9 protein-coding genes are annotated in these 15,551 nt (G+C 41.4%); 5 read left to right on the top strand and 4 right to left on the bottom strand.

Annotation, left to right across the window (positions count from 1 at the left end):
* Window positions 1–266 precede the first annotated feature (266 nt).
* Window positions 267–1,130: a glycoside hydrolase family 16 protein gene (locus tag QTN47_RS11300; RefSeq protein ID WP_369329478.1), complete on the bottom strand. Its 864-nt coding sequence runs from the start codon at window positions 1,128–1,130 to the stop codon at window positions 267–269.
* A 1,055-nt stretch (window positions 1,131–2,185) separates the two neighbouring features.
* Here QTN47_RS11300 and QTN47_RS11305 point away from each other — a divergent pair.
* Both QTN47_RS11305 and QTN47_RS11310 read left to right on the top strand, forming a co-directional pair.
* A complete protein-coding gene (locus tag QTN47_RS11305) occupies window positions 2,186–5,557 on the top strand; it encodes a SusC/RagA family TonB-linked outer membrane protein (RefSeq protein ID WP_369329479.1) in 3,372 nt (1,123 codons plus the stop codon).
* Window positions 5,558–5,599: 42 nt separating this feature from the next.
* Window positions 5,600–7,210 (top strand): SusD/RagB family nutrient-binding outer membrane lipoprotein, encoded by a 1,611-nt coding sequence (locus tag QTN47_RS11310; RefSeq protein WP_369329480.1) that lies wholly within the window; start codon window positions 5,600–5,602, stop codon window positions 7,208–7,210.
* A 258-nt stretch (window positions 7,211–7,468) separates the two neighbouring features.
* On the opposite strand, the gene QTN47_RS11315 is transcribed toward QTN47_RS11310, so the two are convergent.
* Together QTN47_RS11315 and QTN47_RS11320 are read right to left on the bottom strand one after the other, a co-directional pair.
* Entirely contained in the window at window positions 7,469–7,864 is a 396-nt protein-coding gene (locus QTN47_RS11315; RefSeq protein ID WP_369329481.1) for a VOC family protein, read from the bottom strand.
* Window positions 7,865–7,992: 128 nt separating this feature from the next.
* Complete coding sequence (locus QTN47_RS11320; protein ID WP_369329482.1) at window positions 7,993–9,009, bottom strand: patatin-like phospholipase family protein; 1,017 nt, start codon at window positions 9,007–9,009, stop codon at window positions 7,993–7,995.
* A gap of 657 nt (window positions 9,010–9,666) precedes the next feature.
* Between QTN47_RS11320 and QTN47_RS11325 the strand changes: the two genes are divergently transcribed.
* The 3 genes from QTN47_RS11325 (at window position 9,667) to QTN47_RS11335 (ending at window position 12,304) form a co-directional block, all read left to right on the top strand.
* A complete protein-coding gene (locus QTN47_RS11325) occupies window positions 9,667–10,173 on the top strand; it encodes a hypothetical protein (RefSeq protein WP_369329483.1) in 507 nt (168 codons plus the stop codon).
* A gap of 678 nt (window positions 10,174–10,851) precedes the next feature.
* Complete coding sequence (locus QTN47_RS11330) at window positions 10,852–11,676, top strand: sensor histidine kinase (RefSeq protein ID WP_369329484.1); 825 nt, start codon at window positions 10,852–10,854, stop codon at window positions 11,674–11,676.
* Window positions 11,654–12,304 (top strand): response regulator, encoded by a 651-nt coding sequence (locus QTN47_RS11335; RefSeq protein ID WP_369329485.1) that lies wholly within the window; start codon window positions 11,654–11,656, stop codon window positions 12,302–12,304. The genes QTN47_RS11330 and QTN47_RS11335 overlap by 23 nt, the downstream gene beginning before the upstream one ends.
* A 311-nt stretch (window positions 12,305–12,615) precedes the next feature.
* Here the strand turns inward: QTN47_RS11335 and QTN47_RS11340 are convergent, their stop codons facing one another.
* Complete coding sequence (locus QTN47_RS11340; RefSeq protein ID WP_369329486.1) at window positions 12,616–15,405, bottom strand: hypothetical protein; 2,790 nt, start codon at window positions 15,403–15,405, stop codon at window positions 12,616–12,618.
* Between the last annotated feature and the right edge of the window lie 146 nt (window positions 15,406–15,551).

Consider the following 15,551-nt stretch of genomic DNA (forward strand, 5'->3'; position numbering starts at 1 on the left):
GTAAAAATTATGCTGGGCAATGTATTATATAAAGATGTTTAATTGATCCTATCGATGAACCAAACTCCAAAAGCCACTGACATTTTTATGCAGTGGCGTTTTTTTTGAAACACGGCGACACGACGACCGATGTATCACCCAGACATTGCAATATCATGTACAGACGTTGCAATGTCATGTGGAGACGTTGCATTGTCATGTGGAGACGTTGCAATGTCATGTGGAGACGTTGCATTGCAACGTCTCTTCTAGCCATTCGTAATTCGTTATTTTTTTTTCTGATAGACCCTCACATAGTCCACCTCAAACTTATTGGGAAATGGCGTGTCATTAGTAATATCTCCACCATTATCTCCGGCCATCGCGAGATCCAGTAATATGTAATGAGGTTGTTTAAAAGGATTGATGCCAGATTGATCTTTGTTGTTGAGCTTGCTCAGCGCCACCTTATTCAATAGCACATCATCTACAAAAAGGCTTATACTATTTTCATCCCAGTCCATGCGCCAAATGTGAAAAACCGATGCCCACTGTTTGCCACCCATGGAATCTACTTTGTAGCGGTTGGAATACCATTCTGCTTTACCATTTGTATCAAGGCATGCAATATTAGCCAACAGCATGTTGCGATAATATTCCATGATATCAATTTCGCCGTTTGCCGGCCAGTTGCCCTTTGTACCAAGTGTCCACCATGCGGGCCACAACCCTTTACTTATGTCAATGCGCCCGCGCATTACAAAACGTCCGTATTGCCAGCTTTGCAAATGAGATGTGTTTATACTTGCAGAAGTATACTCAATAAACGCACTTTTTTTACGCCAGTCGCCACTACCGGCTTCATAACGAGGATTGCCTTTATGTTCTTTGCGTGCTTCAATGATCAGTATACCATTTTTGCAGTATGCGTTTTCTTCCTGGTACCACTGTGCCTCATGGTTTCTTACAAATCCTCTCTCATATCTCCAGTTAAGTGAATCAGGTCTGCCATCTTTATCAAACTCATCTGCCCATACCAATTTGTAGCCATTGTTATCAGCCGGGCTGGCAGCCATTTTCGTCTGCCCGTATGCACTACAGCCAATTAAACATGTCATGATTATCGCAAACGCAGATCTTTTTAGTTGCATCTTTTCTTAGTTGATTTTAAAAGAATGCGAAGGCAATTTCTTCTATGGCGCTAAGATATTGTGGCATTTATAATGCTATGCGGGAAAATAATAATAATCGTCGAAAATACATTTATTCAACTGATAGCAATAAGATTGCTCCACACATGTTCCTTGCTGAAAACCCTGATCACACCATTGTCGTGTCTCTGTTACATGACTTGAAATGCCTGTTCATAGCATTTTTAAAAGGCATTCGCAGCTAAGAATCCGCATTTCACAGAAAACAATTGACAAGTGGTCGTTATTTTTAAAAGCGAGTTTTTTAAAAACCTAAGTTTAGTTTATAAAATATTTGAAAACGCATTTCAAATATTTTAATTGTCAAGGCTTTTATATGAATTTATATAAGTGCGTAATCATTTTTATAAAAGTCTGTTATACCATAACCGAAATAAAATTGTGTCAGCTTATGAAAATAAATTAATCACCAACTAACTGGTCTCCGGTCTTTTTATCTTATTCTAGCATTACCTGCCCTCTGCTGAACCGGAAATCAACAATCGTTTTTCCCCTTGCTGCAAACAAAATTGGGCTGTGCAAATCTGGTTTTATTGATCAGTTTACCAGTCATCCCGACGTGAGAAATCTAAGGTCCAAAATCATTTATTGATTGTCTTTAGACAAGAACTGTAGTAGATGTCAGTTTACAATACGTACTCTTGAAACTACTATTGAACGGCGTCCTGGTGTATGGTGATTCCTTCTTAAAATCATTTTAAAACATCGCCCAAATGTTTTAATGACAACCGGTGGTATTGAACGGTTGCGCTATTGTTTTCCCAAAAGTCCCGCCAGTAATGTGTTGCCCGCCTTGTGCTTTATTTATTCGTATCTGAAAAAATAAACACGAAGGATAATATTGAATGATTTGCCGGTGAGAACAATTGAGCTGCCTGTAGTGATGTATAATGTCGCTAAAATATATTGCCTGTAATCATTGTAGTAACGATCTGCCCCTGTCTGTAGCACTAAATCTCTGTTTTTATTCACTAATTCTATCTAAACAAATTGCTATGAAGAAAAAAACAATCAATCTATTGCTTTGTTTGCTGTTTTGCTCATGGTGTTGCGTTGTCCACGGGCAGCAGACATCCGTGGTTTCCGGCACAGTAACTGATGAAACGGGAAAGCCAATTCCCGCAGTTAGTGTATCTGTAAAGAACAGTAAGACAGCCGTAATAACAAATGAAAGCGGCAAATTTACCATCAACAGATTTCCTGCGGGAGGCGTATTAGTGGTTTCATACATTGGGTTTGAAACTAAGGAAATTGCTACACCTGCAGATGGAGTAAACATTACTTTAAAAGCAACAACTTCCGCTCTCAATGATGTTGTTGTAACTACTGCATTAGGCATCAAGAGAAACACGAGAGCTTTAGGCTACTCGCAGGAACAGGTGAAGGGATCTGAAATAACAAGATCCAATGCACCCAATGTTATCAATGCATTAAGTGGTAAAATGGCAGGCGTTAACATCACAAGCCCCAACGGCGTTGATGGTGGTAGTACGAGAATTGTAATTGGAGGAAACAATACACTTACCGGAGATAACCAGCCGCTGATCATTGTTGACGGTATGCCGATGGATAATACCATTCCGCAAGCGGCACAGGACGTAACAGCACCCAAAGACTGGGGAAGTGCAATCAACCTGATCAACCCGCAGGACATTGAAGATATGACGGTATTGAAAGGTCCAGCCGCTGCCGCGCTATATGGCGGTCGCGGAGCAAATGGGGTAATATTGATCACTACCAAGAAAGGTTCTCGCAGAGAAGGTTTGGGTATAGATTATAATGTTGGATATAAGGTGGTAGACCCATACCGTTTTGTAAAAATGCAAAATGAATATGGTGCCGGAGGTATGGTATCACTGAACGCACCGCAATATGTTACAGACGCACAAGGTAATCCTGTTCTTACTGATGGCTGGGTTGGCATGTTTGCTGATCAGAAAAGCGGTACAGGCCCTTATGGGATTGATACGTGGAACCAGGTTAGCTGGCCTGGATCAGGTAGTTCATGGGGACATAAAATGGACGGCACTGTTATTAAATGGTGGGATGGTACAATGAAAGCCGATGTACCACAGCCAGACAATATTACTTCATATTACAGAAACGGTAGCCAGTTCACCAACAACGTAGCCGTTTCAGGCGGTAATGAATGGGGAACGTTAAGAGCATCATACACAAATTTGAGTAACACTGCAATTATTCCCAACTCGGATTACAAGCAAAATTCTTTTAACCTGGGAACTACTTTAAAGCTTACAAAAAGAGTAAACATTCTCGTTAACGCTTCTTATTATAGCAATGTATACCATAATGCACCAGCATTAGGCAATACCGAATCAGGCCTGCAATCAAACCTGATTTATGCTTACGGAAGAAACTACAGAGGTGCTGCAGATAATGGCAACTATCGTTTGCCCGATGGATCTCAGAATAAATTCCCCGGATTCCCCTGGGCTGGTAATGGTAGTGCGCAATATTTATACTGGAACACTTACGCCAATAATGAGACTGTTACAAGAAGAAAGCTGATTGGTTCGGCACAGTTAAACTACGAAGCAACAAGTTTTCTTAACCTGATGTTCCGTGCAAGTTTGGATGCGAACAACAATGAAGATAAAGCCATTAACGATCCAACTGATCCCACAGGAACATTGGGCGGAAAATATGCTAACGGCATGACAAGAGATAACGCAACTAACTTTGATTATCTCGCAACATTACACAAGGATAATATCTTTAGAAGCGATATCAATGCTAAGTTTTCTGCCGGTGGTACATTTTACAAAAGATCTTCTTACGGTATTTCCGGAACAACTAACGGTTCCACATATGCAACACCTTACCTCACCTATTTCGGTAACTACAGCGGAACAGTTCAGCCAGGACAGGTTCCTACAGAAAGCTGGTATGATAAAGAGCTGAACTCCGTTTATGGCTTCCTTAACTTGTCTTACAAGAATTTTCTTTACCTCGATGTAACAGGAAGAAATGACTGGTCTTCAACATTACCTAAAACGCAATGGTCCTATTTCTTCCCCTCATTTGCGGCAAGCTTCATATTTACGGATGCATTTCATATTGATCCGTCAGTGTTAAGCTTTGGTAAGTTAAGAGTAGCCTGGGCTGAAGGTGCCGTTGATGTACCGCCATATGCTATTAATACTATCTATAATCCGGGCAGCTTTGCAGGTGTTCCTACATCAAGCCTGCCAGGTGCATTGCCTGCATTTAATTATAAACCGCAGATTAATAAAACCGCAGATTTCGGTATTAATTTAGGCTTCCTTAAAAACAGGATTAATTTAGACTTCCGTTATTATCATGGCCGTTCTATTCAACAATTGCTGAACTCTCCGCTGCCAATTACATCAGGCGTTTCAAGCATTATCGTAAATACCGGTGTGCTGGAAAATTCGGGAACAGAAATGATTGTCAGAGCGAAAGTATTGGACAATCCTTCCTTTGGTTGGGATGTTAGCTTCAATATGTCAAACAACCAAAACAGGTTGTTATCACTTACACCTGGTGCAGACCGCGTAGACCTGAACAATCTTTGGGGCGGAAGTGGTGTGTATATCTCAGCGGTTGTGGGTAAACAGTTCGGAGCCATTTTATCATACGATTATTTGTATGATGCCAATCACCAGAAATTGTTGCAGGATGAAGCAATGATCCAGAAAAATTTTGGTGTTGACGCAGCTACTGCCGCAGCCATGAAAGGAACCATGTACCAGGCAACAACCGCAATTGTACCTATCGGAAATGCAACGCCAAAGTTCAGAGGCGGTATAACCAATACATTTACATTTAAAGGAGGTTTTTCTCTTAGCGCATTGATCGATTGTAAGATTGGTGGCGATATGTGGTCTGGTACTTATGCTGCTACAATGCAACAAGGTACCGCACCGCAAACACTCACCGAAAGAAATGGTGGCGGATTGCCTTACACTTCACCCGACGGTAATACTTCTAATGTTGGTGTAATTCTGCCCGGCGTTTATGCTGATGGCAAGGAGAACAGCACTGTTGTTCATTACTACTACAAATACATGCAGTATGGTGTATGGAGCAGCGGCCCCAATAACAGCCAATGGATACACAGCACAGGCGTGATGAAAGACACGTGGTATAAATTAAGAGAAGTTTCCGTTAACTATAATATTCCCGACAGAATTGTAAAGAAGACAAAAGCATTCCAGGCTGCATCTGTTTCACTGGTTGGTCGTGATTTATTTTACCTGTACAGTTCATTACCAAACAACATTAATCCCGAAGGTTCTAATGGTGCCGGTAATGCACAAGGTATTGAGTTTGCATCCTTACCTGGTGTACGTTCATTTGGTGCACAGTTAAGGCTGTCATTCTAAAAGTTACTTAACTCAATTGTTAACAGAAAAATTGATCATTATATGAATTCTTCTAAAAGAATATTCGCATACATACTGGCAGGGACTTTTTTTGCAAGTTCCTGTACAAAAGACTTCCAGGAACTAAACACAACACACGACAAACCAACTTCAACAACGGTGCAACCGTTAGTGAACCAGGTGATCAGTACATTATTTCTGCGAGGTCAGGAGCAGGCATCTATACACAACGACTATTACTACGTAGCTACGCAGTTGGGTGCAACAACAAGTGTTTCGGGTTATGTACTGTCTAACGGCGTTAACGATATATGGAACGATTACTATAGTACGCTTCAAAACCTGAACCTTGGCATTGACAAAACAAATGAAGTTGATGACAAGGAGACGATGAACAACATAAAGGCTGTGTTGTATATACTCAGAGCATATAAAACATTTCGCGTTACGGATCAGTTTGGTGATATCCCCTATTTTAATGCCGGCAAGGCATATGCTGGCAATGTGGCCAACTTCAGGGTTGGATACGACCCACAACAGCAGATCTATGATTCATTGTTAAATGACCTTAGCTGGGCCGTTAACAACATCAACACAAATGCAGATGCCGTTAGTTCCGGGGGTAATCCTTATATCGTGCTGGGATCATTCGACACATTCTTTAAAGGTGACATGAGCAAATGGTTGGAGTTCGGAAATTCATTGCGTCTTCGTTATGCCATGCAGATGGTGGAAAAGGATCAGGCAAAGGCAACACCGGTTATACAGGATGCCTTAACCAAACCATTGATTGCCGACGGAGAAGATGTAGGTATGTGGCCAGCATCTTTGGGTGGATATGATCTTTGGGTAAGATGGTGGAGCTTTTCTTCCGGCGGTGCGGGCTTTGTACGTATGAGCTCAACCATGTGGAACATGGTTTCTGACGGAACCACAGATGAATCCATTTTTGATCCCAGGGCCAAACTGTTTGTTGAGCCTAACCAGGCCGGCAAATGGGCGCCATATGTAATAGGAAAAAGTAGCGGAGACAATGTGAATGCATATTTCTCCGGTACAGACCCTTCTCAGAAAAATGATTGTCTCTTCTCTCCTTTCAACTGGTACTTGGTTAGAGATGAATGGTATTTACCTGAAGTGATATTTGCGGCATCTGAAGTACATTTCCTAAAAGCTGAAGCATACGCTCGCGGATTGGGTGCAGCGCAAAATATCAACGATGCCCAAACAGAATATAAAGCAGGGATTACATCGTCTGTAAACTTCTGGTATAATATGGTTAAAGGTGCAAACAATGTAAGTGGGCTTACCTGGGCTTCCGCGGCGCCACCACCGCCAACCAGTGCGCAAATGGATGCCTTATTTGCGAACAAAAAAGTGGCATTTACAGGCGCGGCTGCAGATGCTGTAACAAAGATCTACGCACAGGAATGGTTATCTTATTTCAGGCAACCATGGCTTGCTTACAATTTGTGGAGGAGAACCGGTAACACCCCTGTTGATCCGAACAGTGCTCCTTCAGCTACATATAAAACATTCTATCGTTTGCCATACGCCCAGGATGAGGCGGTAAACAATGCCGATAACTACAACGCCCAAATTTCTAAAATGGGCGGAAATAATTCGGATATTAAAGTTTGGTGGATGAAATAATAAGCTTAGTTGTTTTTTTTCTTCGAGGTCGTCTTATTGTTATAAGGCGGCCTTTTTTTTTATAGTTAACGACTAAGTTTTGGAGAAGTACGATTTACGAAGTACGAAGTACCTGGATTTAAGCTGGCTTTATTTTTTGCGCGTTCGTAGGGGGCATTGAGGCATATCATTCAATGCAGTTTTCTTTGAAGTTCGAAGATCTTCTCTGTGCAAGTCTGTGACTTCTCCGTGAAACTCTGTGTAACTGTATTTTCGTTATTAACTGAACGATGATAGCTCCAGCGGTATTTTTTCAAACCAGACTTCTATTTCATAGCCGTCAGGGTCACTTACAAAAGCAAAAGGTTCACCCGACACAAATTCTCCTTTCTCCTTTATTGTTCCTCCTGCTGTTGACACTTCATCTTCCAATTGTTCTATATCCTTCGGATCAACCAGTCTGAAGCCAAAATGGATAATGCTGCCACCGTTGGGTTGAACAAATTCAGATTGTTCAAAAACAATGATATCTTTCGAGCCTGGTGTTTGAACCTGTGCAAAATCTGCTTTTTGATACATGACTCTCACACCAAACACTTGCTGGTAAAAGGAAAGAGATCTGGCGATGTCTTTTACTTTGAGCGCTATATGGGTAAGGCCGTAAGTGGAAATCATAGGGTACAAAGGTAATTTGAAATGGATGATGGTAGCGAGAATGCGTTTTCTACTGCATCTCACAAATGTTCAGGATCCATACCGGATTTCCTAACAGATGCCGCGGTAAATTCCAGAGAACTGCATTTTCACTTTAACATGTTCGCCAGAAAGGTATTTATGTCACTGTCTCTCTGCTGAAGCATCTCTTTTGTTGCAGACACTAAGTATTCCATTGTTTCCGGGCTAGAGTTCGTTGTTTCTGAATGCTCGTCAGTATCTATTGCAAATTTTAACCGTAAATAATTTCCTTCCTCCATGATTTCCTCCATTTCATAGTCGGTTGCCCGATTAACGCCGCGCATCATGATTTCACTTATCTGTTGAGCCCAATAAATTTCTCCTTTGTTTTGCGTATCTGAGTCGCTTACTTTGCCGGTATAACTTCCGGTACCCAGTGAAAGCACAAATACGTTCTTGTAGTCAATCTCTAACCCATCAGGAAAAGATGGCATGTAGTCGTGATGATACTTCGAGAATTCAACCAGGGCAGCCATTGAAGGATTGTTAACGAAAACCCCTCCATCAATACAATTTCTCTTGGGATCCTCAGTGTCATTTGGGTAAACAAATTCATAAGATGGCAGATAGCTTGGGCCGGCGGAAGTTGCCCGACAAACATCAAATAGCAATGCATTTTGCTCGGGATTTTTCCTTGCAGCCCGGGATTTAAAGAATAATGGCAAATTGTTATTTAGGTCGTATGAGCATACCATAATATCATTAAGGCAGTCCAACATTCTGTAATTTTTCAAAACATCTGTAAACACTGCATTTATACCGGAATCGCTAAATTTGGGCTTAAAAAGGTCTTCAGCATCATGAAACAACTTACCCAATCTGGTACGTTCGGGGAATATTTCATGACCTCTGTGAACATACACATCCATGATGTCATCCAATGTGTACAAAGGATTAGCCGGATCAACCGGGTTCTTAATTGACATGGCGGCTGTGATGAGTCCACCCGTTGAAGTGCCCGCAACAAAATTAAATAGCTCGTGTATACGCTTGCCTGTTTTGGCTTCGATCGCTTTCAACATTGTGAGAGGCACCACACCTCTTAGTCCACCGCCATCGATGGAAAGAATGCAATACTTTGCCATAGATTTTTAGTTTGGATAATATGATTTAAGTTGATTTAATTTTTGGAGGTTAACAGACCAGTATTTAATGATATAGACGACCTTGTTTTTCGTGAATAAAAGTTTTTAAAAAGACGTACGGCCTGGAAATAACTGGGATGTAAACCAGCATAATAAGGTATTTCATTCCGATGCCAACTCTTTTTAAAAGATATATGGCATAGCATGATTGGTTCATTTTTTTTTACAAAACAAATTGCTTTAGCAGCATGAAATCAATTTTGAACGCAGCTAATAGGAGAAAGTCAAGACAGGCAAAGGACTCTCACATCAATCTTTATACAGCTTCTTCTATGTTTAAGGTTAAACTGATACTAATTTATTTTTTGTTTTTGAAAATTGCAATTTATTCAAAAAAATAAATTAGCACTTACGTAATATTTAATTTCGCTTTAACATCGAGTAGCCGTGTATGGTTATTGTTTTTCCTTTGGATTATTCAATTGTTGAAATGCGAAAATGAAATAGAATATCAATCTTGACAACCGGAAAAACACTGTATTAGACAGATCGTTTTCCTGTATCTGCAAGAGAAAAACAACCTTTAAGCTTTAAGCTGTTGCAGCAATTAAAAATGTACGCTAGTTTGTGGGTATTATAAACCTTTAAATCTTTTTTATGGACCCTATTAAGAAAATTCCGGGCAAGGATTTTGTCGGCAACAATGTTGTTGATACAGATCTTAATCTTCCTATTCAGGACAATAGCGCAGTTGCCGGCTATGGCTTGCCGATTACCCTTCCTTTATGCAGGCAGATTTTTTCCGACTACGATGCCAACCAACAGCAGATTTCCAGTTTTTTATCGCAGCTGCCGCCCAGCCCACCATTAGATAATATTATCGCAGGTTTAGATCCGTCAAAACAAGTTGCTGCCGGGATCTACGGACGAGAAGCCCTCCTTGATATCCTTAGCCAGGCAGGATGCGAAGGCATTATGTATATCAACTGCATTTATGACCAGCAGGATTCCATTATTCTGTTAGGTGTCGATAGCAATGGGAATCCAATTGGCGGCGCAGCGGCCTTCGCTGCTCCAACCAGAGCGGCTACAGATCCTGTTATTTACGAAGTAAAAGGAGGAGCTCAAACCCGTGATCAGGTTAAAACCTTGCTTGGCATATAAATCCCAAAGTAAAAAATCATTTAAATTATCGCCTCCTAAACCCGATAATACATTACGTAAAATGCCTGCAGTTTTAGACATCATATATTACGTGCTTTTTTTTACTGCATTTTATTTCAGCTTTAAGGCCTCGCCAAAAAATTTGCGGGGCCTTAAAGTTCTTCGTATATTACTAGGAGTAGGAATTTCTTTTGAGTTGCTTCATGATCTTCTTACTTTTTTACCGATGCTAAAAAACAAGCTATACTACCTTTATATGCCGGTTGAATATGCTTTACTTTCTGCTTTTTTTTATGTGTCAGTTAGTAAAAATGGCCTTAAGCGCGCCATCCTGTTTTTTTTCCCGGTTTACCTTGCCCTTGTTACATACTTTTCATTTCACTATTATCATTTTAACGAGTTTCCCTCCCTTGTATACAATCTTGGAGGCTTTTTAAACATCATTTGGGCGACACTGGCATTGTTTAATATTGAAATTGAGATTGAAAGACCAATTTACGAATTGCCAAATTTTTGGGTGTATTCAGCAATTTTGATTTTATACATGGGCATCTTTTTTTATAACGGCGTTTATAATTATTTTTTACAAAGAGAAACTGAATTGGCAAAGTCGCTTCGAAACGTTATTAACTTAAACTTTAATTACCTGTTTTATATTATCCTGATCTATGCATTCATATGTTCGATTCGACTGAAGAAATATATTATTCGCTGATTGCAGGCGTGGCCCTGATGTTTTTTGTCGCGGTCATTTTTGTATTGACCATCATAAAATATCAGAACAGCTTGAACCGGCATCAGCGGGATAAGCTTAAACTCCAGGCACAATTTGCTCAAACCCTGCTACAATCCCAACTGGAAATCCAGGAACAAACACTCCAACAATTAAGCCGTGAGTTGCACGACAATCTGGGGCAAGTCGCCAGTCTTATTAAAATAAATTTGCATACTTTACAACTAAATGATTCTGCTAAAGCAAACCGGAAACTTGAAGACACACGCGAATTGACCAGGCGTTTAATTGGCGACATCAAATCCTTATCAGTAAGTTTAAGTAGCGATAATGTGATGCAGAGCGGCCTTGTTAAAGCCCTCGAAATGGAAATGGAACGGATTAACAGAACAGAATTATTTACGGCAAGGTTTGAAATGAATGAGACTATTCCGGAGATTGACAACAATAAAGCAATCATTCTTTACCGGATGATGCAGGAAACGCTGAACAATGCTGTTAAACACAGCATGGCGCAAAATATACATCTGCACATTTTTACAAGGGGAAATTTTGTTATATTTACTCTGACAGATGATGGCAAAGGATTTAACGTGGAGGAAAGGATGACAGGCGGCGGTGCCGGCTTGTACAACCTTAAAAAACGAGCCACACTGATTGACGCAAACCTGTCCATAAAAAGTACTCCTGGCACAGGGACAAATATAACCATTGAATTTCCTAACATATATGCCCCAAACACCTCAAGTGAAGCTAGCCCTGGTGGATGACCATACCCTTTTCCGCAAAGGCCTTATCAGCCTGATTGAAATGGTTGGCGATAATTACTGTATTTTATTTGAAGCAGATGATGGCAAAGATCTGCAGACCAAGATCAGCAAAGACAATGAACCGGACATTATACTAATGGACATTCATATGCCTAACATGAATGGCTTTGAAACGGTTGAATGGCTCAATGCAAATTACCCCCTCGTTAAAGTTCTGGTAGTGAGTATGATTGAAAAGGAAGATACCATTGTAAAAATGCTGCGACTTGGCGTAAAGGGCTATTTATGTAAAGATGTAGAACCAAAAGAAATGGGTGAAGCGCTTCGTTCGGTTATGAACAAAGGATTTTATTACACGGATTTTATCACAGGCAAACTTGTGCATTCGCTTCAGTTTGAAAATAGTGGAAGTCAGCAAAAAAAGCTACCAGTAGTATTGAACGAAAGGGAAACTGAATTTTTAAAACACGCTTGCAGCGAGCTGACCTATAACGAAATTGCATCTTTAATGTATCTCAGTCCTAAAACCATCGATGGCTATCGCAACACGCTGTTTGAAAAGCTGAATGTAAAGAGCCGCGTTGGTCTTGCTTTGTTCGCTGTTAGAAACGGACTGGTTGAATTGTAAAATGAACTTCATCGCTAAATTCACTTTGATTACTTTCGCATGACAACAACAAATATCTCTAACAGAACGCTTCATAAAAAGGGTTTAGGATCAATTTTTATGTGATTGAAAGTTATTCGGATCACCATATCAGGTTAGGGTTTCTGCCTTTGATATGATAAAGATACTTCTCATAAAAGCGTTTTGTAACAGGAAAAACCCCTGATTTTGCAGAGGAAAACACCTTTAAATTTATGCTATGGTAAACTTTCTGTCGCATCTGGATAGAACCGGATGCGGTTTGCACTTTTAAATGGAGATACGTAAAATGCTTAAACCTCCTTATCCCTCACATTATCAAATTCCAACCCGCTATCCGCTTCGCCCCTTCCAGTATACTTTCTTCTTCCCAACCATGTTATCACACAACCATCTAACCAACGCGTGCGTTGCCAGGTGCGTTCTATGATCGCTCCGCTGCGCGGCACTTCTTCTTCGAAGATGGTGTAGGCGCCCCAGGTGTTTGTAGTGGCATTGTAACCGGTACGCAAAAGTTCAGTACGTGGCCGTACTCTTTCTATTGTTCTGCCTGGAATGATGCGTGGCATGGCTGCGCGGCGAAGTTGTATTTCGCGGCTTGTAACGCTATCTATTCTTTGCGGGATAAAGGGAATCCAGTTTTCGGGAACTGTTGTGCCTAACTGGTATTCGATCGCTGCTGTATTATTTGCAGGCGGCGCAGCGGGTGGCGCTATGGTAATGCTTTGCAGGTATTTGAGCAGGCGTCTTGCGGCATCCCAGCCTTCGATGCCAATACCTTTGCCGTTTGGTATGATGTTTTCTATGCCCCAGACAAGATTGGCCATCTCGTCACGCATCAGGCTGACGGATTCAAGCGGATCGCCTTCCATCACTTTTATTGTTGATGGCGGAATAAATAATCTTGTATCAGCAATGCCGCCTCCGTAATTGCGGCGGAATAAATTAAACATGGTCCAGCGTTGCCAGTCCGTGCTGTCGCCAGCCCCAGCAGGTTGTATGCTGGTGTATTGTCCAAAAACATCTTTTACAGTTATGCTTTGCGTAGAGCAGATGTTTCCTGCGTCAACAGCAAAAGGAAGCAGCATCCAATCGTTGCTATAGATCAGTGCAAACTCTGCCAGTAATAGTTTGGCAGGTTCGGTTGTATCGGGTTTAATTCCACCAAGATCAACTTTGTAATCTTCAAATTTCCACCATCTTCTGTTGGGCATTCCGGGAAATTGAAGATCGCCGGGCAAGACGGTGATCACTTTGCGGCTGATCAGATCCGGCGTATAACCGGTCAACAAGCCTGCGTCGTAATTGCTGCTTTTTGTTTCTATATCAAAATTGTACCAGTCAAGGTGACCAGATGCATATTCATCTGCGGTTAACACTGTCACCGCGGAGTTGCTATCCGGAGCTGATGTATGGAACTGGTATTCCAGTTGTGAAGCATTCCATGCTGAATCAGTCGCGATTGCAGGCTGACTGTAAATACTCTCAAACCATTGCACAAATTCAGTTGCTGTGTTATTGATCAACGTTGTAATAGCCGGCGATGGAGATGTTATAAAAGAATCGGCCGTGGTTCCTGTCTTCAATGCTTTGTAGAGTACATTTCCGTCGATGGCACGTCCGTTAGCCAACGCCGCATACCAATGCAGCATGGAGTTATCGCTGTAAATTTCAGGAAAATTAGTGTTAGGCGTAGGCAGTACAAAATGTAACGAAGCATTTGCTTTAAATCCATTTAAGACAGCTGTTATCATAGCAGGTGCAATGGGTGTTGGATCTGCAGTGAGTTTTGCCTCTAACAGTCTTAGCCAGTGCTTGCCCATTTCTAGTCGTAAAGTAAGGTCAGGCTGTACAACTTCCCGCTCAACAATTGTTTCGAGCGGCTGTTGATTGGTTAAGGGTTTTGCAGGATTTTTATGTAAGGAATATTTGCCGACCGGCGAAGTTTGCATATCCACCCTCATTTCAACCGGTGTGCCTGTATCTTCTGCAGCAAATTCTCCCATCTGCCACTGGCGGCTCAAGATCCACAGTGCATCTCTCATTTCGGCTCGCAATACACGCTTGAAGTTATTTGTTCTTGGCCGAGGCTCAAGTCTGTTCCAGCTCAATACGGCAGGCACATGAAATTCCATACTAGCGCCGGTAGCAACAACATCTACAAACTTCGTGTACATATAATCTGCTGATGCAGTATACGTGGCATATAGAGGATTCTTGGTGCCTTCTCTGAGCATCACGTCTACATCAGTTTTTTTACCGCTGTCCAGGTTGTACAGCATTGATGCACCAAGTATATTATTAACCTGTTTGCTCCGGAAGTCTGCGTTATTGTTATCAAAGCCACCGTCTTTATAATTTCCCAACCCAATGCGTTTCGCAAAACTGTTGTAACTGTTAGCGATAGCTCCTTTGGTATTTGTATAATAATTCAGCAGGTTGTTGCTTATCGTATCCTGCATATTGTAACTCATGCTTAGCACATCAACAAAAGCGGTTATTTTATCTGTGCCGGAATATTGCGCGTAAAAAGTATCTAGTAATGCCGGATTGAGCTTGGGAGGAGGCGCTCCGGGAATTGTCGGAATGGTTGCTTTCTGCGCGAATTGAAAGATTGCCTGCGCAAGTGTTCCCTGGAAAGAGACCAGTTCAAGACTGGAACCTAGCTTTAACCTGGCGTCTGGCGAAGTAATTTCCGGTTTGCTAAACCTTGCTTCAATACAGGTTAGCAAATAGCTGATGTTAACGATTCGATAGCCGATTCTTAAACTTGATGATTTGCGAATTGTACCGGCAGCCTGCGACAATGCGGGATCCGTTAGCCATTCCGGTGGACTTACCACATTTGCAGTTCCGGGAAGTATTCTATCCAAATCTAATTTACCGGATAGTGGTGATGGAACACGCTTATCCATCAGCAACTTTCTTATTGCGGCAATAACGTCAATGCCTTTCAGTCCTCTTTTTGCAGCATCTGCTTCTAATGTAGCAAGCGCCTGGATAAAGGCGTCAAACTCTTTTCCAATTCCTGTCGGAAAGGAATTCTTTTGAAAAGTATCGTTGCGCGTAATATCGTTTTCCATCTTTATTTAATTGAAAAGTGACAATTGACAATTGAAAATGATTGACGCGATTAAAGTGGCCGAAGCTCCATGTACCTTTTTGTTACACAGAGGAATACAGGAGAAGACACAGAGTCGCACAGAGCTTCTCTCCTTGCAATCCATTG

The organism is Danxiaibacter flavus (assembly GCF_041060425.1).
Lineage (GTDB): Bacteria > Bacteroidota > Bacteroidia > Chitinophagales > Chitinophagaceae > Danxiaibacter > Danxiaibacter flavus.

Excerpts from the sequence above, each read along its gene's own strand:
- QTN47_RS11300 (WP_369329478.1), bottom strand. The coding sequence starts at position 1,130 with ATGCAACTAAAAAGATCTGCGTTTGCGATAATCATGACATGTTTAATT.
- QTN47_RS11305 (WP_369329479.1), top strand. The coding sequence starts at position 2,186 with ATGAAGAAAAAAACAATCAATCTATTGCTTTGTTTGCTGTTTTGCTCA.
- QTN47_RS11310 (WP_369329480.1), top strand. The coding sequence starts at position 5,600 with ATGAATTCTTCTAAAAGAATATTCGCATACATACTGGCAGGGACTTTT.
- QTN47_RS11315 (WP_369329481.1), bottom strand. The coding sequence starts at position 7,864 with ATGATTTCCACTTACGGCCTTACCCATATAGCGCTCAAAGTAAAAGAC.
- QTN47_RS11320 (WP_369329482.1), bottom strand. The coding sequence starts at position 9,009 with ATGGCAAAGTATTGCATTCTTTCCATCGATGGCGGTGGACTAAGAGGT.
- QTN47_RS11325 (WP_369329483.1), top strand. The coding sequence starts at position 9,667 with ATGGACCCTATTAAGAAAATTCCGGGCAAGGATTTTGTCGGCAACAAT.
- QTN47_RS11330 (WP_369329484.1), top strand. The coding sequence starts at position 10,852 with ATGTTCGATTCGACTGAAGAAATATATTATTCGCTGATTGCAGGCGTG.
- QTN47_RS11340 (WP_369329486.1), bottom strand. The coding sequence starts at position 15,405 with ATGGAAAACGATATTACGCGCAACGATACTTTTCAAAAGAATTCCTTT.